The organism is Rhizobium sp. Root1220 (assembly GCF_001426265.1).
Taxonomy (GTDB): domain Bacteria; phylum Pseudomonadota; class Alphaproteobacteria; order Rhizobiales; family Rhizobiaceae; genus Rhizobium.
The window spans coordinates 538,173-557,846 of the sequence record NZ_LMDG01000012.1 but is presented as its reverse complement, the minus strand read 5'-3'; the positions used below and the strand labels follow the sequence as shown (position 1 = coordinate 557,846).

Here is a 19,674-nt window from a genome sequence, read left to right as displayed (position 1 = left end):
GCATGGGTTACAAGCGCGTGACCTGCCTCGTGGATCGCTACGCGATACAGGGTCTTGGCGTCGAGCGGCGGCGGGACTTGTACCTGCGATCTGACGTCCTGAATGTTGACATCTCGGGTTTCTTTTCTGGCGATCCTTCTCGCTTCGCGGGCCATTCGTTCGAGGTCAGCGCCGCTTTTGCCAGGCAGTCTTGCGCCTATTTCTTTTAGCGCCGCATCGCCCGCTAAATGCGGAAGATGAAACTCAAGGATTTCTCCTCGCGCCGTTACGTCAGGCAAAGGAAATCTGACGTGTTTTTCCAATCGACCGCTTCTCAAAAGAGCAGGGTCGATCCTCTCCGGGTAGTTGCACGCACCAAGGACGATGACGCCCTCACGGCCTTCTGTTCCGTCCAAGCATTCCAAGAGAGCGTTTACGACGGTGGTTGAATAAAGCTCATGGCGGCTAGGAAATTTGGCTCGGTCGCCAATGGCGTCGAATTCATCAAGGAATAAAAGGGCCTCGGCCCACGGCAACTTTCCTTGTCGCCAATCCTTAAGGTCTCTTTTTAGAGCATCAGCCCACACGCTTGCTTCGCCGAAGCCCTTGGTGACATCCAGGAGTCTTTCATTGCCGGAACCGACCTTGGCGGCCTTCAATAGCTTTGTCGCGGCCCGGCTCGCTGGCTGATCTCGGCGGAAAATCGCTTCCATTCGCTGGGATGGCTGTTCTGCAATCACCGCTGCTTGTTCCTCGGTAAGTTCGCCGCATCTTCGAAACACACTGAGGGCTCGCAAGTGCCTGACATCGCATACAGCCAGCTTATCGAAGAGTGTGGCAGCAAGCTCGAAGTCCTCGTGGACGACGGAGCCCTCCTGAGTGAAGATGATCAACCTCTCGCCGGACTCAAGGAATTCGGCCGCGTCGACTTCCCACCCACGCCGGTGCTTGGAAGTGGGATGGAGGCATACTTTGATGCCCTTTTGATCCGATGATCAACCTCTCGCCGGACTCAAGGAATTCGGCCGCGTCGACTTCCCACCCACGCCGGTGCTTGGAAGTGGGATGGAGGCATACTTTGATGCCCTTTTGATCCTTMAGGATGATCTTTGCTGCGTCGTGAACGTCGGTCAGTTGCCAGTGAGACGGGACGGAGATTACGGCAACGCAAGACGGTTGGGATAGTCCGCAAATGTTTCTGCGAAAGAGGGCTACAGTCGTGAACGTCGGTCAGTTGCCAGTGAGACGGGACGGAGATTACGGCAACGCAAGACGGTTGGGATAGTCCGCAAATGTTTCTGCGAAAGAGGGCTACGAGAGCGCAATATGCCAGAAAATCAGTTGCAGACTTAAGGGCAATGGCCGCGTTATTGCGGTTCACTTTACGAGACCCGCTGGTTCGCGAGCCTTTCATCTGGTCGGCTACTTCCTGCAGTTTGAAAATATACCGGTGAAGGTTGTCGGCTAAGGCGGCGTCCATTGGGGGCTCCCTACACAGTGCCATCACAGGAGGCCGTCTTCAAACCGGTACCAACGGCTTAGGCTCCGAGCGAGCTTTCGCTCTCGGTTAAGATAAAAGAGTTCGCTGGTGACGCCTGGGCTTCCTTCTTTGATGTGCGGATGACCAGACATCTCGCCAATGAGGCACGGTACAGAGCGCTGCAGGAGCATGCAGTTACGGATGATGACAGGATCAATAGGTCCATCGAAGCCACCAGGTAAGGCAAGGCTTTGAATGTCAGCAAGAAGCGACTGTAGTCGCGGGATTATCACGCTCGGGGGCGCGCCGAGCCATTTATCAAACATCGCGAACTCCTTTGAGCGCAATCCATGAACGCGCTGTTGCTGTGCGGGAGGTGACTTCATTCCCGAGTGGCCATCGGGACGGAGCCACTAACTCTTGCTGCGGATTCTGTACTTGTTGGCCGACTTGAAGCTACCGTTTCGACGCGCGGCCGATTCGGTTTTCCTTATTGGCGCACTCCAAAGAAACACGATTCGTGAGATAAACGCAAAGAAATTGAGTCATAAGCAAATATAACGAGTTGGGTGCGCCTAATGTTGACATTTCGCGTAGCATTGCCGTTTCTCCGGCGATGCGCATTTTTGCCAGCCAGCTTCGAGCGTCACGAGCGCTTCTTGCCAGAGAGCAAGAAGTCATTGCTGGTTGGGTCGGCTTGGACAGACGTGAAGTTGGCGGTTGGGAAGCTGGGAAATACAAGCTGATGTCGAAGGTAGCCATCAATCTCCGTAGAGCTTACGAGCGTGCTGGCATTGACTTCATTGATGCCTGTGATGGATTGGGCGCAGGGGTGCGGCTTCGTACACCAGCAACAGATGATCCGCATAGAAGCGCCCAATATCGAGCAGCACGTGCGTTAGCAGACCTATCTCAGGCTGATGTTGCTAAAGTCGCGCGAGTCAATCGCAATTTCGTCGCTCGCCTAGAGCTTGGAGAAGTTGTAGGCGTCAATCTCACGACGTTAGCGAAATTGGACGAGGCGTTTTCTAAGCTCGACATCATCTTGCTTGCGGAGACTTCGAAATCGGGCCTTGGAGTGCGCTGGAGAACTGAAGCTTCAGGACCACCTAACAAAGAAGATATACGTTCGGGGTAAGCGCGGAGTTTTTCGGTCTCCAGGTTACCACGCAAATCAACGCACTCCGCAAAGTGCCAATCTCGCTCAGCACCAGGGTCCCGCTCGCCACAGCGTGACGCGGCGGCAATTAACTCTGTCCACTGACGTAGCTTGAGTGAAAAAACTGATCGGCCGATGCTCGCTTTAGCTTGTCCTTTCAGAGGGGCCAAAGATAGGACCCCAGATCGCTTTGTCCGCGAACGTGAGTCAAATATTTTGCCTGCAAGCCTGTGTTTTCAGTCACATACTTGAGTCAGTTTTCACTAATCTCGACAGACGCATGGGCAAGCGTGATGCCTTGGTCGGATATGACTGGGTGACTGATGATAGCCAGCGCTTCGTCCGCGATCATCTGCTCTTCGTTGATCAGGATCACGAACGTCGCGATCCATGCAGATGTCGCTCGATTCCCTTGCGAATCAAGGAGGTGTTCTCCGATGCCTTCGATAAAGACAAGCGCATCGACGCCGCCCGCGGAAATGGCCAGTCGGCTGATCTCGCCAGCAATCCTGAAGCAAAGCAGGTCAAGTGCCGCTTTGGCCGAAGGTCGGAAATCCTGCTGAAGGACTTCGGTATTCCCACTGATCCCCGATGCGCGCTAGGAAGGCCGCATTGATTATAAAGAAAATCTTCCGGCTTGTCGGTATCCGGTAACTCCGATCGCAGCAGATGGATCAACACGACTGGATCCAACGCTCCCGGCCGGGTCGCCATCGGAGTGCCGCCGAGAGTTGAAAAGCCCATGCTCGTGTCGATGCTGACGCTGTCCACCATGACACAAAGACTTGAGCCGATCCTAAGATGCGCGCAGATCACACTGCCTCCACCAAGACCCGGTGCAAGTCTCCGAAGGTTAGCAGCGACAGATTTGTGGGCAAGGCCGTGAAATCCGTAACGCCGCATTCCGGAATCATGCAGCCTGCAGGGATTGCCAACCGTGTGGTGAGGCTGCACTGGCAGGGGTTGAGGTTCAATCAATATACATTATATTTAATTATATTATCTTTAATCACGGGGGCGGCTACATGACCATCACGAGGATCAACGACAGACTTTCCGTCATGCCGCAACCTGATCCAGCCGACTTTGGCTCACTGGCGGCGCAAGGCTTCAAGACACTGATCAACGCCCGCCCGGATGGCGAGGAGTCGGCCCAGCCCGGCACGCAAGCCGAGGACGATGCCGCGAAACGTGCGGGGCTCTCCTATGTCTTTGTACCGGTCACCGTCGCGACCCTCACGGAAGCCGACGTCCGCGCGTTTCAGCGTTCACTGCAGCAGTCGGACGGACCGGCGATTGCACACTGCAAATCCGGCGTGCGAGCCTTGCTTCTCCATGTCATCGGCGAGGTTCTCGACGGCCGCATGAAGCTGGAGGATTTGCCAACTCTCGGGGGAAGGCTTGCTATCGACCTGACGGCGGCGACCAAGTGGCTGACGAAGTATTCCGAACGTCGCCCGGTGGTCCAGGGGTTCTTCGACAAGCGCACGTGGAGTGTCCAATATGTGGTCTCCGATCCGGAAACGGGTAAGTGCGCAATCGTGGACCCGGTGCTCGACTTCGATGAGAAGTCCGGGGCGACTGCGACAATCAACGCGGATACGATCCTTGACCACGTCCGGGAGAACAACCTGACAGTCGATTGGATTCTCGACACCCATCCCCATGCCGATCACTTCTCGGCTGCCCATTACCTGAAGAGCAAGACAGGTGCGCAGACGGCGATCGGCGAACACGTGGTCGACGTCCAGAAGCTCTGGAAAGGCATCTACAACTGGCCAGAACTCGCCACCGACGGATCGCAGTGGGACCGGCTCTTCGCCCACGGCGAAACCTTCAAGGTCGGATCGATCGATGCGAAGGTCATGTTCTCGCCAGGGCACACGCTGGCTTCCATCACATATGTTATTGCGGATGCCGCCTTTGTACACGATACGCTGTTCATGCCTGACAGTGGTACAGCGCGGGCGGACTTTCCAGGCGGTGATGCAAAGGCGCTTTGGAATTCGATCCAGGATATCCTTGCCCTGCCGGACGACACCAGGATCTTTACCGGGCACGACTATCAGCCGGACGGCAGAGTTCCCCGATGGGAGTCTACGGTAGCGGAGCAAAAGAGGGCCAATCGCCACGTGGCGAACGGGTCCGAGGATAGCTTCGTGAAGTTACGCATGGAGAGGGACAAGACCCTACCGATGCCGAAGCTGATCCTCCACGCGCTCCAGGTCAACGTCCGCGCCGGACGGCTTCCTGAACCGGAAGCGAACGGAAAGCGCTATCTCAGATTTCCGCTGGATGCACTGGGAGAGGCGGCGTGGTCATGAGTTCGCACATCAAGAAGATGAAGGGCAACTCTAAAGCACCGCAGGACATGCGGACACGAGCCGAGGAGGTTGCAGGCCTGCTGAAGACGCTCGCGCATCCGGGCAGGCTCCGTCTCGTTTGCACGCTTGTGGAAAGTGAATTCTCGGTAGGGGAACTTGAGGAGAAGGTCGACATACACCAGCCACATCTATCGCAGCACCTGACATGGCTGAGGAAGGCAGGGCTTGTCGCTACGCGCCGAGAAGGCAAGCAGATCTTTTACAGCCTGACGGAGGAGAAGGCCGCCCAACTCGTAAACGCGCTTTACACGATCTTCTGCGAGGAGGACTGACAATGACCGCCTATCTTCCGTCGCTTCTAGGCGGGATGCTCATCGGCTTGTCGGCCGTGATGCTCCTCCTGCTCAATGGTCGGATCGCGGGGGTCAGTGGTATCGTCGGTCGCCTGTCGCAAGGGGCGGAGATGCCGACTAACCTCGCATTCGTCGCAGGACTGATGCTCGGCCCTGTCGTCTACCTGTATGCCTTCGGCAAGTGGCCGGACGTGCGAATGTCAGTCGGATGGCCCCTGATCGTTATTGCCGGTCTGCTGGTCGGCTTCGGTTCGAGGATGGGTTCCGGCTGCACGAGCGGCCACGGTGTCCTCGGGCTTGCCCGCCTTTCGCCCAGATCGGCCGTCGCCGTGGCAACCTTTCTGACAGCGGGAGTCGTCGCCGTTGCCGTCCTGCGGGGAGCGGGCCTATGACGCGGGCCCTCCCGCAGGCGGCGGTCGCTCTCGCGTCGGGAACGGTATTTGGTTTTGGTCTGTCCCTCTCCGGAATGCTCAATCCGGTCCGTGTCCAGGGGTTCCTGGACATCTTCAATGTCTGGGATCCGAGCCTTGCTTTCGTTCTCGGGGGAGCCGTTCTGATTGCCTTCGTCGGCGTTCGGATCATGTATGGATTGGGGCGACCCGCCTTCGACGAAACGTTTCGCCTGCCGGCGACGAGAAAGATCGATCCGCCACTCGTTGTCGGCTCGGCGCTCTTTGGTGTGGGGTGGGGCATTGGCGGCTTTTGCCCGGGCCCCGCTGTTGCGTCATTGTCCGTCGGCCTTGCCCAGTCCCTTGTCTTCGTGATTGCCATGCTGGTGGGGATGATAGTCCACGATCGGATCTGGAGAAGGCGAGGATGAGCCATTCGTTGCTCGTGGCAGTCGGATCCGGTGGCATCGTGGGTTTCATGCTGGGCTTGCTCGGCGGTGGCGGCTCCATTCTCGCGACACCGCTGTTGCTGTATGTCGTCGGCGTCTCCCAGCCCCATGTTGCGATAGGCACGGGAGCGCTGGCAGTCTCCGTGAATGCCTTCGCCAATTTCGCTATCCATGCCTCAAAAGGCTATGTCTGGTGGCGGTGTGCGATCATCTTTTCCATTTTCGGGGTCATCGGAGCCTTGGGAGGATCGACGCTTGGCAAGGCGCTGGATGGGGAGCATCTGCTGTTCCTGTTCGGAATGCTCATGCTTGTTGTCGGTGCGGTGATGCTGGTGTCGCCGAAGCCGGTTCCCGAAAAGGCACGGCCGGTTGATCTCACGATGTGCCTGACGACGGCGGCTGTCGCATTGGCAGCCGGGGCGGCCTCGGGATTCTTCGGCATCGGCGGCGGATTTCTCATCGTCCCCGGCCTCATCCTGGCGACGGGGATGCCAATGATCAGCGCGGTAGGATCGTCACTCCTTTCGGTCGGCGCCTTTGGGCTTGCAACGGCCATCAACTACGCGACTTCGGGGCTCGTCGACTGGGTGCTCGCGGCGGAATTTATCGCTGGCGGCGTTCTTGGTGGCGTCCCGGGCATGGTGCTGGCCACGCGTCTCAGCAGCTACAAAGGTCTTCTCAACCGCTTGTTCGCCTGTGTGATCTTCGTCGTTGCTGCCTATGTCCTCTTTCGGAGTGTCTGATCGGCGAGACCGATCGCGCCCGTGCCACGGCTACATCCCACTTCCAACTGCCAACGTCAGCTCGCCCCGATCCAACTCTGGCCTTGGGCGCTCATCGGAGGCGGTCATCGGTCATGCCGATTGATCGTAGGTCCAGGTCATCTGCCAGATGCGGAGGCAGCCGTGACAGATGGCTTCGCGTTCGGTCGCGGGTCAGGCGCCAGATGCGACGCGACCTGAAGGTCCAGAACATGTCAAGGATGCTGTAGAGGCTTGTCATCGCGGCCTCCTTTCGCCGATGTATGCCGCTTTAACCAGATTTTAGGCTGCGGTTGACTTTCAATCAAACCAAATGATATCGTGGTCAGGTTCAGAAAAATTGAAAGATGAGACGATGACTGTACCCCTTCGCCGTCCCATTCCGCTGCTGGATAACGACGTCTTGCGGACGTTCGTGGCTATTGCCGAGACCGGCAATTTTTCCACGGCAGCTGAGGCTGTCTTCCGCACCCCGTCTGCTGTATCCATGCAGATCAAGAAGCTTGAGGAACAACTGGGCGCGACGCTTTTCCTGCGCGACGCGCGATCAGTGACGCTGACCCAGCATGGGGAACTGCTCCTGTCGTATGCCCGCAACATGCTCGCACTGTCGAATGAAGCGGTCTCGCGGTTCATTATGCCGGATCTCAGCGGCGTGGTGCGCCTCGGGGCGCCCGAGGACATCGGCGAGCGACTGTTGCCCGGCATCCTGAAGAGCTTTGCAGGGAGCTTTCCAGGAATCATGGTGGATGTCACGATCGACATGAGCCTGGGTCTGCGAAAGCGTATGGAAGAACAGCGGCTCGATCTTGCGCTGATCAACTGCGCGACGCGTCCGCTGCCCACCGAGGGCGAAGTCGTTCTTCGAGAACGTCTCGTTTGGGCGGGCGCAAAGTGCGGCACGGCACATCGTCGCGATCCTCTGCCGATCTCGATCTGGGAAGACGGCTGTATCTGGCGCTCCGAGGCGCTGTCACAGCTTGAGCGCATGAAGCGTGCTTATCGCGTTGCCTTCCTCAGCGGCCACACGATGGCTCAGAGGGCCGCGGTGATCTCCGATCTTGCCATAGCGCCGCTGCCGCTTTCCTACGTTGGTGAGGACATGGCGATCCTAAGTGCCCAGGAAGGGTTGCCGGAGTTGGGCTCCTTCGATATTCGCCTGCTGACGGCGGCGCAATTGAATGCGCCGATGAAGGCGGTTGCGGAGAACATCCGCTTCACCTTCGCCGAGAAGGCTAAGGCGATGGCCGCCTAACAATTTAGCGGGAGCCTGAAACCTTTTGAAGCTCAATGCGTTAACGGCTCACGGCGGCTTTTTCCGCCGGTTCCGTGATCGATTTAAAAAAAGGATTTCTGCGATGATGATGACGGCCAAGATCGGCGCGACCCTAATGCTCCTGCTGGCGCTTTCTTCATGCGCGAATACAATCCGCGGCGTTGGCCGCGATACTGCAAACGTCGTGAACGCCACGGAGGATGCCGGCCGTTCGGTCAACCGAGCTGCTCGCTAGATTTTAGCCGTCAGTGAGAGCGTTCCGAGCCTCCGGAGCGCTTGAGTTCGGCGCGGGGCGCGACACAACGCATGCCGCTTGATTTTCGCTGCCTCCCGGCAGCGGATCTGGATGAGCGCGGCGAATGAGCTGCGGGAGCTAAAGTCCGGCTTGCACCTTCGCCGCAAGATCCCCCGGCACCCATTTCGTCCACAAGTCGGCATAGTTCCGCAGGAAGTAAATCGCGGCGTCGTGGTTGTTTTCCTGATGTTCGTCCTGCCAGGCCAGCACTTCGTTGACGGTGCTGTTGTCCCACGCCCGCTTCTTCAGATAGTCCATAACCGGCCCCTCCCGACCGGCGAACGCCCGCGTCACGATTGTGAAAGCGCGGGACACCGGATAGGAGTTCACCTGCGGCCGTGCACATCCCGGGACTGAGGTGCAACTGTCCCATTCAGCGCGATTGTGGTCGACGCCGAAGCTCAACCTTCTCATGTCGTACTTCCCAAGAATGGGCGTTGGCGCCCAGTAGTAGCCTAGCCAGCCTTTCTTGTTCTGAAAGGCCGCTGCGATCGAGTCGTCCAGGCCTTTCGCACTACCGGTATCGATCAGTCGGAAGCCGTCCGCTTCGGCGCCCAGCGCCCTGAACAGGTTCTCCGTCGAGATGCGGCAACTCCAACCGATCGGGCAATTGTAGACGGCCCCATGAGCTTCGTCGTCCGGTGCAGGAAACAGTTCGGGATGCTTCAGCGCGTCCTCGACATTGCGGATTTCAGGGTTGGCGTCCGCGATGAATTTCGGGATCCACCAACCTTCGACCGCACCTTCCGATAATATCTCGGCGGCCTGGACAAGTGTGTCCTTCCTAATCGCGCTGTCGAGTTCGGTGCGGGCTGCGTTGACCCAGAATTCCGAGGCGATGTCCGGTTCGCCTTTGTCGTTCATTGAACGGAAGGTCGGTATCGTGTCGCCCGGCACCAACGCTACAGTGCAGCCGTAGCCGAGCTCCAGAATGATCTTGTCGAGATTTGCAGCGACGCCGGCTGAAGGCCATTTCATTTCGGCGATGGAAACATTGCCACATTCCGCTGCCTGCGCTGATGCGGTCGCCGCGAAGAGTCCCGCGATAAGCAAGATTGACGTCCAGAAAACTCTCATCCGGCTTTCCCACTCTCGGGCCTCGACCTCGAACCAGCAGTCGGCCAATGGGCGGCGGCTGTGAGGGGGCGGTTTCAGGCAGTGCGCGGCGTTAGTCCTTTGCCTTCTAGCAAGAGCCTACGCTTTCGGCAGCGAAAAATGAAGCGTAAACACCTGATTCGAAATAGTAAATGCTATTTGTGGCCGGCAACGCCCTTGGGAAGGCGTCTGCGTTCGCGCACGTCAACAAAAAATCGCAATATCCCGAAATCTGTCGTCGCCTTCGGGTTTGCTAACGCTCCGGTAAGAATGTGGCGGTATGAGTGTCGCGTGGCGGGGGACAACCGCCGCTTCTCCGGATCAGGTAGTGCGTCCCGGAGAAAGTGAGCTGCGCCGTGTACGGGCGAAGCGCCAGTGTAATTCGGCAAGCCGCGCTAACTCCCAGAGTTGCCGCGGCTTTCGCATTTTCAGCACTTGCGATTGACGGTGCCGGAGCGGGCGTTGTAGGCCGTTCGCTTTCCGGAGTTTCGCGATGACCAAAGCCATCATGCTGCAAGGAACCGGCTCCGATGTCGGAAAGACCGTCCTGGTCGCGGGGCTTTGCAGGCTTGCGGCCAATCGCGGCATCAGGGTGCGCCCGTTTAAGCCGCAGAACATGTCGAACAATGCCGCGGTTGCCGATGACGGCGGCGAGATCGGCAGGGCCCAATGGCTGCAGTCGCTGGCGGCGCGCGTGCCGTCGTCGGTTCACATGAATCCCGTGCTTCTGAAGCCGCAATCGGAGAACGGCAGCCAGATCGTCGTCCAGGGAAGGGTCTGGGGACAGGCGGGAGGGCGAGATTACCAGCGTCTCAAGCCGCAACTGCTCGATTATGTGATGCAGAGCTTCGCCACCGTTTCGGCGGACGCCGACCTAGTCGTCGTGGAAGGGGCGGGATCTCCGGCCGAAATCAATTTGAGAGCCGGCGATATTGCCAATATGGGATTTGCTACACGGGCCGGCGTGCCTGTCGTGCTTGTCGGCGATATCGACCGCGGCGGTGTAATAGCATCGCTAGTGGGCACAAACACCATCCTGTCCGATGACGACCGGGCGATGATCAAAGGCTATATCATCAACAAGTTCCGCGGCGACGTGTCGTTGTTCGACGAGGGGATCGATGCCGTGCGGCGCTTCACGGGCTGGCCGTGCTTGGGTGTCGTGCCGTGGCTCAAGGCAGCGTCCCGGTTACCGGCGGAGGATTCCGTGGCCTTGGAGCGTCTGGTCCGGAGCGATGAGAGGGCGGCAGTGAAGATAGCCGTCCCGGTTCTGCCGCGCATTGCCAATTTCGATGATCTCGATCCGCTCCGCGCGGAGGCGGACGTGGATCTTGTTTTCGTCCGCGCGGGCGAGCGGCTCCCCGAAGATGCTGCGCTGGTCATTCTGCCTGGATCGAAATCGACCATTGCGGATCTTGCGGATTTGCGGGCGCAGCATTGGGACGTCGATCTGGTTGCTCACGTTGGCCGTGGCGGTCGGGTGATCGGCATCTGTGGCGGCTACCAGATGCTGGGACGCACCGTACGTGATCCGCAAGGCGTCGAGGGCAGCACTCGCGAAACGGTCGGTCTCGGGCTTCTTGAGGTTGAGACCGCGATGGCCCGCGAGAAAACCGTGCGCAACAGTTCGGCCACGTCCGTCGAGCATGGCGATCCGCTGACAGGATATCAAATCCACCTCGGCGTTACCGGCGGCGAGGACTGCGGTCGGCCGTTCGCCATCGTCGACGGCATTCCGGATGGCGCGATTTCAGCGGATGGACGGATTGTCGGAACTTATCTGCACGGGCTCTTTACCAGTGATGCCTACCGTTCACGGCTGTTGCAGAGTTTGGGGCTTCCGGGCGAAAGACGCAACTATCGCGCAGGTGTCGAGCAGGCTCTGGATACGCTCGCCGGTGAGCTGGAAACATATCTCGATCGCCGGTGGCTCGGTGAACTTCTCGGCTAGATCTCGCCCGATACCTCCCGCCGCCGCCGATCGAGTTCTTCGCTGTAACGGCGCAGAGTGTGGGCCTCGCTCAACTGGCCGACGACCTTCCGTTCGATCAGATTGTTGACGACGGCCAGTGCCTCGCTTTCTGTCCTGTCAAAGATGGCGGCGGCCTGTTTGGCGTTCATTTGCGGCTGCAGGAAGTCGTTCCTGTACCGCACGAATTCGCTCAGATCCTTGCCGGTTTCAACGGTATCCGTAAGGTTTGCGTAAATCTCGGGCACGAGAACCAGGCCCACGTATTTGCCGTTCCCGTCGACGAGGACGACACGCTGCGCGGAGCCGATCGGGAAGAGCTCTTTGAATTCCTCGATCGAACTGCTGGCTTTGGCCGTTTTCACATCCGCGCGCATCAGCTTGTCGACGGTCAGGCTGCGTATCCAGCCGACGTCGTGGGCGCTGCGGATGCTTTCGCCGCGCAAGTGAAAACGCCATGTGGCGAAGGAGTAGCCGAAGGTGCTGCGAACCACGAGCGACGAGGTGATCACGGCGGCAAGCACGAGAGCTGTGATGGGAAAATCGCCAGTGATCTCAAGTGCAAGGAAGGTCATTGTCAGCGGCCCGCCGATGACGGCCACGGCAAGCGAACTCATGCCGACCACGGCATAGATTACCGGGGTCAACGTTGCGTGGGCGAAGTAGGGTGCCGAATAGGCAAACACCTTGCCCAACAGTGCGCCCATGAACAGCGATGCGAAGAACAGGCCGCCTCGGAAACCGGACCCGATGGAGATGGCTGACGCAAACGCCTTCAGCAGGAACAGGCCCACGAGCATCGGAATGCCGACGTCGCGGCTGAGGTTCAGATGCAACGCGCCGTGGCCGGCCGAGAGAACCTGCGGCGTCACCAAGGCGAGAAGGCCGACGACGATGCCGCCGAGTGCAGGCCTTAGCGGCAGCGCGATTGAACTTCTGCGCGCCAGTTCCTCGACGAAGGCCACGCCCTGCATGATGAGGATGCCAATGCCCGCGCAGAATGCCCCGAGCAACACGGCTGGTACGTAGTCGGCCGGCATGACGGTGCCGAACTCGCCCACATTGATAACAAAATCACTGCCGGCAAGAAGGCGCGCCACCAGCGTGGCGACGAGAGCGGAGACAACCACCGGTGTCAGGGATATGATGGTGTAGGTGCCTATGATCAGTTCGAATGCATAAAAAGCGCCTGTAAGCGGTGCGTTGAACGCTGCGGCAATCGCGCCCGCCGCCCCGCAGCCGACGAGAACGCGCAGGTCCGAGCGACGCAGTTGCAGCTTGAGCCCCAGCTTCGAGGCGATGCCCGATGCCAACTGGGTGTAGCCAGCCTCGAGCCCGACGGAGGCGCCGAAACCGTTCGAGATCAAATTCTGAACGGCGACCAGGATGCTATCCGTCAGCGATAGTCGCCCACCATGCAGTGCATTGGCCTCGATCGGGTCGACCATCGGCTTCTTGCGGGTCTTGGCCAGAGTGTACATCAGCAGGCCGAGAAGTATTCCGCCTGCTACCGGCGCTGCAAGCAAGAGGAATTTGTTGTCGATCTGCGACGAACTCAGGCGTTCGACATCGCTGATCCCGAAGATGAGGCTATGCATCTCGCGGGAAACAACGCTCATGCCGGTAACGGCGAGACCGGCAGTGACGCCCACGATGGCGCCGGCGATCAGCATGCCCAATTCGGTGCGCCGCAGGAGCGCGCGAATGCGTCCCACATCCAACAGGGTATCAAGCGGGGCAAAGCGGCGGATATCGATTTTCAGAAGCATGACAAGGAAACTAGGCGGGCGGGAGCCCGATCAAGGGGAGAAGGGACGAGTGATCAGCAGTTGGATCGCTTGCGGTGCAATTGCAGCAAAAGACCGCCCTTTGCAACAATTTTCCATGACATAAGTCACTGATAAAAGACGATAAAAACGGTAGAGATGGTCGTCTTGTGGCGGTGCGGTCGGCATTTCCCGCGGGTTCAACGCAGTCATGCCAATTGACTTCACACAGGGGCTTGCCTAACCATGCGACCCATTACGAATGGTTCCGGATCGCCTAAAAGCGTTTCGGATGAAAAGGGAATGTGACGGGGTGGACCCAACTAGGGCACCTTCATCGCAGCCGACCCCGCGACTGTAGAGCGGTCAGGGTCTTCCATCCGGTGTCTTGTGTGCTTTGCTGGCTGCCTGTGTGGTGCAGGCGAGCAAATCTTACACGGTGACGGAAAAGCCACTGGTAATGCAAGCATGATCAACCGGGGTTGGACGCCTCCTCATCTACGAATCGTCCGCCTCTTCATGATTGCAGCCGGGAAGGCGAGGGAGATCTGCTGGCGCGATCAGGACGACCGTCTATCGGTCGGCCCTGATCGTTGCCGGGACCCGTGAGCCAGGAGACCTGCCAATCGTGCCGGGCAACAAGCCCACCCCTGGGCATCGTGCCCATGCCAGCACGGAGGTTGTCGTGGCAGATAAACAGATTTTTGCGCCAGAAGAGTTGGCGTCAGGGATGTTCGTACTCCCAGCTTGCATTCCTGGGCTCGTAGCAGGAATCCGGCCACCGGGCGCCTGCGCGGTGAAAAACTCTACGCGTTTCAAAACGTCTTTCTCGCCTAAGGACTTGGGCGAACCGCATTCCTGTGACAAGCACGGGAATGCGGGTCGTTTGGTCGAGCGATCGTCACGTCTGGAAGCCTTGTGCTGATGCCATCCTCCACGTTGATCCTCGGTGGCGCCCGTTCCGGAAAGTCGCGCTTTGCAGAAAACCTTGTCACCACCAGTGGCCTCGACTGCCATTATATCGCCACCGGCCGTGCCTGGGACGATGAGATGCGTGATCGTATCGACCAGCACAAGGCCGATCGCGGTGATCGCTGGACCACCCATGAAGAGCCGCTCGATCTCGTCGGTTGCCTTGCTGCCAATGACGGCGAGAGTCGAGCCATACTGGTCGATTGCCTGACGCTATGGATCACCAATCTGATGATGGACGAGTGCGACATGGCGGCCGAGTTTGCAGCGCTAGCCGCCTATATGCCGCGCGCGAAAGCGCGGCTTGTCATCGTTTCCAATGAAGTCGGTCTCGGCATCGTGCCCGAGAACCGCATGGCGCGGGATTTTCGCGACCATGCCGGCCGACTGCACCAAATGATCGCGGCTGAAGTCGCGGACGTGTATTTTATCGCGGCAGGCCTGCCGCTGAAAATGAAGGGTTGATATTATGAACCAGCAGAAAATCCCGGCGACCGTGATCACCGGCTTTCTCGGCGCCGGCAAAACGACGATGATCCGCAACCTGTTGACCAATGCCGGCGGCAAGAAGATCGCACTCATTATCAACGAGTTCGGCGATCTTGGCGTCGATGGCGACGTGCTGAAGGGCTGCGGCGCAGAGAACTGCACCGAAGAGGACATCATCGAGCTGACGAATGGCTGCATCTGCTGCACGGTGGCCGACGACTTCATTCCGACGATGACCAAGCTTCTGGAGCGCGACAACCGTCCTGACCATATCGTCATCGAAACCTCCGGCCTGGCGCTGCCGCAGCCGCTGGTCGCTGCCTTCAACTGGCCTGATATCCGCACGCAGGTGACGGTCGATGGCGTCATCACCGTGGTCGATAGTGCTGCTGTCGCTGCAGGCCGGTTTGCCGACGACCATGACGCGGTGGATGCGTTGCGCGCTGACGATGATTCACTCGATCACGAAAGCCCGATCGAGGAACTGTTCGAGGATCAGTTGACCTGCGCCGACCTGATCGTGCTCAACAAGACCGATCTGCTCGACAGCGCCGGACTTGCCCGCGTTCGCGACGAGGTTGCCTCGCGCACCGCACGCAAGCCTACCATGATCGAGGCAAGGAACGGGGCAGTGCCGGCAAGCGTGCTGCTTGGTCTGGGCATCGGCACGGAAGCCGATATCGGCAACCGCAAGTCCCACCACGAGCTTGAGCACGAAGACGGCACGCCGCATGATCACGACGAATTCGACAGTTTTGTCGTCGAACTCGGTGGCATTGCCGATGCTGCCGCTTTTGTTGACAGCCTCAAGGGCATTATCGCCGAGCATGACGTTCTGCGCGTCAAGGGCTTCGTCGATGTTCCCGGCAAGCCGATGCGCCTGCAGCTTCAGGCTGTCGGTAGCCGCATCGACCACTATTTCGATCGCGCCTGGGCGGCCGGCGAGGCACGCGGGACGCGGCTGGTGGTGATCGGCCTGCACGAGATGGACGAGAGCGCGGTGCGCAAGGCGATTGCGGCGCTCGCGTAAAGCGAGACCGCGCATAAGGTAAGACAATGCATCTGCTTCTGGCACAGCAGGGAACGATCAGCGATGGCGCGGAGGCGATCGATCTCGGTCAGTCTCCCGGCGATATCCTGTTCCTTTCCGCCGCCGACACCGAACTAGCGGCGATCGCGGCCGCGCATGGTCAACGCGGCCAGGCGCGCTCGCTGCGCATCGCCAGCCTGATGAGCCTAAAGCATCCGATGTCCGTCGATGCCTATGTCGAGCGCACGGCGCGGCATGCGAAGCTGATCATCGTGCGCGCGCTCGGCGGTGCAAGCTATTTCCAGTACGCACTGGAGGCTCTGCATGCGGTGGCTGCGCGGCAGGGGGCGCTGGTGGCCGTGCTGCCGGGGGATTCGAAGCCGGACGCGGGGTTGACGCCGTTTTCAAATGTGCTGCTTGAAGACCTGAATGCGCTCTGGGCCTATCTGATTGAAGGTGGGGACGCGAATTCGCAAGCGTTTCTGGCCTATGCGGAGGCGATGCTTTCCGGTGGTGAGAAGCCGGAGGCGGCCGTGCCCCTGATGAAGGCCGGAATCTGGTGGCCAGGGCGCGGTGTCATCGGGATCGAGGAGTGGAAAGCAAGCGCGGAAGCGAATGCTCGAGCCTTGCCAGGAATGCAGCAATCGCCAGCGGTTGCCATCTCCTTCTACCGGGCGCTTGTGCAAAGTGGCGAGACCGGGCCTGTCGAAGCGCTGATCGAGGCGCTAGCGGCGGAAGGCATGCGGCCGCTGCCGGTCTTTGCCTACAGCCTCAAGGATCCCGTTTCCAAGGGTATCATCGAGAGCATCTTCGATGCAGCGAGGCCTGACGTCGTGATTAACACCACCGGCTTTGCCGTCTCGGCTCCCGGTGCTGCCCGCCAGCCGACGGTGCTGGAAGCCACCGATGCCGTGGTGCTCCAGGCGATCTTTTCTGCGTCGTCGAAGGAAGGGTGGGAAGCCTCGTCGCAGGGGCTTTCGGCACGCGATCTCGGTATGAACGTGGCGCTGCCGGAGGTCGATGGCCGGGTACTTGCGCGTGCCGTGTCGTTCAAGTCGGCGGTGCGTTACGATGCGCTCGTCGAAGCCAATATGGTCGCCAGCGAGCCGGATGTCGGTCGCATGCAGTACACTGCGCGCTTGGCTGGCAACTGGGCGAAATTGCGTCTTGCGAGGCCACGGGACCGGCGCGTGGCGCTGGTGATGGCGAATTATCCGAACCGCGATGGACGCCTCGGCAACGGTGTCGGGCTGGATACGCCGGCGGGTACCGTCGAGGTGCTCACGGCGATGCAGGGCGCAGGTTATTCAGTCGCCGATATTCCGGATGATGGCGATGCGTTGATCCGGCATCTGATGGAAGGGCCGACCAACTCCGGTCGTGATGGCCAGGTCGTACGAGAAACGCTTTCCTTGAGTCGTTACAGGGCGTTCTTCGAAACACTTCCGAAAAAGATTCAAGACGAGATCGTCGATCGTTGGGGTGATCCCGACGAGGATGCCTATGTCAGGGACGGTGCCTTCGCGCTGCCGTTCACGCGCTTCGGTGCGGTGCTGGTCGGTATCCAGCCGGCGCGTGGCTATAACATCGATCCGAAGGAAAGCTACCATTCGCCGGACCTGGTGCCGCCGCACGGCTATCTCGCCTTCTATGCATTCCTGCGTCACGAATTCGGCGCGCATGCCGTCATTCACATGGGCAAGCACGGCAATCTCGAATGGTTGCCGGGCAAGGCGCTGGCGTTGTCCGAAACCTGCTATCCGGAAGCCATACTTGGGCCGCTGCCGCATATCTATCCTTTCATCGTCAACGATCCGGGTGAGGGCACCCAGGCCAAGCGTCGTACCGCCGCCGTCATCATCGACCACCTGACGCCGCCGCTGACGCGGGCCGAGAGCTATGGGCCGCTGAAGGATCTGGAAGCACTGGTCGATGAGTACTACGAAGCGTCCGGCGGCGATCCCCGCCGTATCAGGCTGCTGAGCAAGCAGATCCTGGAACTGGTGGCGGATATCGGCCTAGACCGCGATGTCGGGATCGCCAAGGACGAAAGCGAGATCGAGGCGCTGAAGAAGCTCGACGCCTATCTCTGCGATCTCAAGGAAATGCAGATCCGCGACGGGCTGCATATCTTCGGCGTGTCGCCGGAGGGGCGGTTATTGACGGATCTGACCGTTGCCTTGGCGCGCGTGCCGCGTGGGCTGGGCGAAGGCGGCGACAGGAGCTTGCAGCGGGCGATTGCGGCGGATGCCGGACTTGCGGGTGGGATAACCTCCTCCGAAAGTACAGAGGGGAGCTTCGCAACCACCAGCCGCCAATTCGACCCGCTGGATTGCGACATGGCCGCCGAATGGACCGGCCCGCGTCCAGATATTCTCACTGCCGCATCACCGGACCTATGGCGCACCCAAGGCGACACTGTCGAGCGTATCGAACTGCTCGCGGCTAAATTCGTGTCTGGCGATATCGATTGCCCCAGCGGATGGCATGCCACCCGCTCCGTTCTCAGCGAAATCGAAACGCGCCTGAAACCGGCGATCTTGGCCTGTGGCGCCGCCGAGATCGGCGGCCTGCTGCGTGGGCTCGATGGCCGCTTTGTCCCCCCCGGCCCCTCCGGTGCGCCGACCCGTGGGCGACCTGACGTGCTGCCGACGGGGCGGAATTTCTACTCGGTGGATAGCCGCGCCGTGCCGACGCCGGCGGCGTATGAACTCGGCAAGAAGTCGGCCGAGCTGCTGGTCCGCCGCTACGTGCAGGATCATGGCGAATGGCCGGTTTCCTTCGGGCTGACGGCATGGGGCACGTCTAACATGCGAACCGGTGGCGACGATATCGCCCAGGCGCTGGCGTTGATCGGCGTCAAGCCGGTCTGGGACATGACCTCGCGGCGGGTGACCGGATACGAGATCATTCCGCCCGCCATGCTGCGGCGTCCGCGGGTGGATGTGACGCTGCGCATTTCAGGCTTCTTCCGCGATGCGTTTCCGGAGCAGATCGCTCTGTTCGACAAGGCGATCCGCGCCGTTGGGGCGCTGGAGGAAGATGCCGGGGACAATCCGATTGCCGAGCGGATGCGTGGCGAGGCGGCGCGGCTTGTTGTCGCCGGACTCGATGAGACGCAGGCTCGGCGCCGGGCGGGTTATCGGATATTCGGTTCGAAGCCGGGCGCTTATGGCGCAGGGCTGCAGGCGCTGATCGACGAGAAGGGCTGGGAGCGGCGGGCGGATCTGGCGGAGGCCTATCTGGTCTGGGGCAGCTATGCCTATGGCGCCGGCGAAGAGGGCCCTGCCGAGCGCGGCGTGTTCGAGGAGCGGTTGCGGTCGATCCAGGCGGTGGTGCAGAACCAGGACAATCGCGAGCACGACCTGCTCGACAGTGACGATTATTACCAGTTCGAGGGTGGCATGGCGGCGGCGGCGGAACAACTGGCCGGCGCGCGGCCGTCGATCTATCACAACGACCATTCGATGCCCGAGAAGCCGGTTATCCGTTCGCTGGAGGAAGAGATCGGGCGGGTGGTTCGTGGTCGCGTCGTCAATCCGAAATGGATCGATGGCGTGATGCGCCACGGCTACAAGGGTGCTTTCGAGATTGCCGCGACGGTCGACTACCTGTTTGCCTTTGCGGCGACCACAGGTGCTGTCGGCAATCACCATTTCGAGGCCGTCTATCAGGCGTTCGTGGCTGATCCGAAGGTGCGGGACTTCATGATCGAGAAAAACCCGACCGCTTTCGAGGAAATGAAGGCGCTGTTGCTGGAGGCGGTGGAGCGGCAGCTTTGGACGCCACGCAGCAATTCGGCGCAGTTCGATCTCGCCAGGGCCACCCATGACACATCAAATGGCCGCGAGGCCGCAGACAGATTGAAATTTGCATCCGGGGAATGAA

At 59.9% G+C, this 19,674-nt stretch carries 17 protein-coding genes, 1 pseudogene and 1 riboswitch; of the genes and pseudogenes, 13 read left to right on the top strand and 5 right to left on the bottom strand.

The window, feature by feature from the left end:
• Positions 1 to 872, bottom strand: an 872-nt coding sequence (locus ASC90_RS12000) for an AAA family ATPase (RefSeq protein WP_244480365.1), incomplete at its 3' end; no start/stop codon positions are given.
• A gap of 1,152 nt (positions 873 to 2,024) precedes the next feature.
• Between ASC90_RS12000 and ASC90_RS27985 the strand changes: the two genes are divergently transcribed.
• Together ASC90_RS27985 and ASC90_RS29810 are read left to right on the top strand one after the other, a co-directional pair.
• A complete protein-coding gene (locus ASC90_RS27985) occupies positions 2,025 to 2,597 on the top strand; it encodes a helix-turn-helix transcriptional regulator (protein ID WP_244480364.1) in 573 nt (190 codons plus the stop codon).
• A 211-nt stretch (positions 2,598 to 2,808) separates the two neighbouring features.
• Positions 2,809 to 3,234: a hypothetical protein gene (locus ASC90_RS29810; protein WP_244480368.1), complete on the top strand. Its 426-nt coding sequence runs from the start codon at positions 2,809 to 2,811 to the stop codon at positions 3,232 to 3,234.
• A 47-nt stretch (positions 3,235 to 3,281) separates the two neighbouring features.
• Here the strand turns inward: ASC90_RS29810 and ASC90_RS29805 are convergent.
• Positions 3,282 to 3,521: pseudogene (locus ASC90_RS29805) on the bottom strand (acetate/propionate family kinase); the annotation flags it as partial.
• Between the two features lie 122 nt (positions 3,522 to 3,643).
• On the opposite strand from ASC90_RS29805, the gene blh reads away from it, so the two are divergent.
• Genes blh through ASC90_RS11965 form a run of 5 tightly spaced genes read left to right on the top strand, consistent with a single transcriptional unit; the run spans position 3,644 to position 6,876 of the window.
• Positions 3,644 to 4,942, top strand: coding sequence for a bifunctional sulfur transferase/dioxygenase Blh (blh, locus tag ASC90_RS11985; protein WP_056540142.1), 1,299 nt, complete (start codon positions 3,644 to 3,646; stop codon positions 4,940 to 4,942).
• A complete protein-coding gene (gene bigR, locus ASC90_RS11980; RefSeq protein WP_056540139.1) occupies positions 4,939 to 5,274 on the top strand; it encodes a sulfite-sensing transcriptional repressor BigR in 336 nt (111 codons plus the stop codon). The genes blh and bigR overlap by 4 nt, the downstream gene beginning before the upstream one ends.
• A gap of 2 nt (positions 5,275 to 5,276) precedes the next feature.
• The gene (locus ASC90_RS11975; protein WP_056540136.1) at positions 5,277 to 5,687 is read left to right on the top strand and encodes a YeeE/YedE family protein; all 411 of its coding nucleotides are present in this window, start codon (positions 5,277 to 5,279) and stop codon (positions 5,685 to 5,687) included.
• Entirely contained in the window at positions 5,684 to 6,115 is a 432-nt protein-coding gene (locus ASC90_RS11970; RefSeq protein WP_056540134.1) for a YeeE/YedE family protein, read from the top strand. Before ASC90_RS11975 ends, ASC90_RS11970 begins: the two co-directional genes overlap by 4 nt.
• Positions 6,112 to 6,876, top strand: coding sequence for a sulfite exporter TauE/SafE family protein (locus ASC90_RS11965; RefSeq protein WP_200950879.1), 765 nt, complete (start codon positions 6,112 to 6,114; stop codon positions 6,874 to 6,876). Before ASC90_RS11970 ends, ASC90_RS11965 begins: the two co-directional genes overlap by 4 nt.
• A gap of 91 nt (positions 6,877 to 6,967) precedes the next feature.
• Here the strand turns inward: ASC90_RS11965 and ASC90_RS29310 are convergent, their stop codons facing one another.
• Positions 6,968 to 7,135: a hypothetical protein gene (locus tag ASC90_RS29310; protein WP_200950878.1), complete on the bottom strand. Its 168-nt coding sequence runs from the start codon at positions 7,133 to 7,135 to the stop codon at positions 6,968 to 6,970.
• Between the two features lie 114 nt (positions 7,136 to 7,249).
• On the opposite strand from ASC90_RS29310, the gene ASC90_RS11960 reads away from it, so the two are divergent.
• Both ASC90_RS11960 and ASC90_RS11955 read left to right on the top strand, forming a co-directional pair.
• Positions 7,250 to 8,149, top strand: a complete 900-nt coding sequence (locus ASC90_RS11960; protein WP_056540131.1) for a LysR family transcriptional regulator — start codon at positions 7,250 to 7,252, stop codon at positions 8,147 to 8,149.
• Between the two features lie 103 nt (positions 8,150 to 8,252).
• The gene (locus ASC90_RS11955) at positions 8,253 to 8,405 is read left to right on the top strand and encodes an entericidin A/B family lipoprotein (protein ID WP_056540129.1); all 153 of its coding nucleotides are present in this window, start codon (positions 8,253 to 8,255) and stop codon (positions 8,403 to 8,405) included.
• Between the two features lie 138 nt (positions 8,406 to 8,543).
• Here ASC90_RS11955 and ASC90_RS11950 read toward each other — a convergent pair whose 3' ends face one another.
• Positions 8,544 to 9,542, bottom strand: coding sequence for a glycine betaine ABC transporter substrate-binding protein (locus tag ASC90_RS11950; protein ID WP_056540126.1), 999 nt, complete (start codon positions 9,540 to 9,542; stop codon positions 8,544 to 8,546).
• 511 nt (positions 9,543 to 10,053) lie between these two features.
• Between ASC90_RS11950 and ASC90_RS11945 the strand changes: the two genes are divergently transcribed.
• Positions 10,054 to 11,511, top strand: coding sequence for a cobyric acid synthase (locus tag ASC90_RS11945; RefSeq protein ID WP_056540123.1), 1,458 nt, complete (start codon positions 10,054 to 10,056; stop codon positions 11,509 to 11,511).
• On the opposite strand, the gene ASC90_RS11940 is transcribed toward ASC90_RS11945, so the two are convergent.
• Positions 11,508 to 13,298, bottom strand: coding sequence for a chloride channel protein (locus tag ASC90_RS11940; protein ID WP_056540120.1), 1,791 nt, complete (start codon positions 13,296 to 13,298; stop codon positions 11,508 to 11,510). The genes ASC90_RS11945 and ASC90_RS11940 overlap by 4 nt on opposite strands.
• A 243-nt stretch (positions 13,299 to 13,541) precedes the next feature.
• Positions 13,542 to 13,937, top strand: a riboswitch (cobalamin riboswitch).
• A 282-nt stretch (positions 13,938 to 14,219) separates the two neighbouring features.
• On the opposite strand from ASC90_RS11940, the gene cobU reads away from it, so the two are divergent.
• The 3 genes from cobU to cobN are packed head-to-tail and all read left to right on the top strand — an operon-like array spanning position 14,220 to position 19,673.
• Positions 14,220 to 14,732, top strand: a complete 513-nt coding sequence (gene cobU / locus ASC90_RS11935; RefSeq protein ID WP_056540117.1) for a bifunctional adenosylcobinamide kinase/adenosylcobinamide-phosphate guanylyltransferase — start codon at positions 14,220 to 14,222, stop codon at positions 14,730 to 14,732.
• 4 nt (positions 14,733 to 14,736) lie between these two features.
• Complete coding sequence (cobW, locus tag ASC90_RS11930; protein ID WP_056540113.1) at positions 14,737 to 15,786, top strand: cobalamin biosynthesis protein CobW; 1,050 nt, start codon at positions 14,737 to 14,739, stop codon at positions 15,784 to 15,786.
• Positions 15,787 to 15,812: 26 nt separating this feature from the next.
• Complete coding sequence (gene cobN, locus ASC90_RS11925) at positions 15,813 to 19,673, top strand: cobaltochelatase subunit CobN (RefSeq protein ID WP_056540110.1); 3,861 nt, start codon at positions 15,813 to 15,815, stop codon at positions 19,671 to 19,673.
• The last annotated feature ends 1 nt before the right edge of the window (position 19,674 follow it).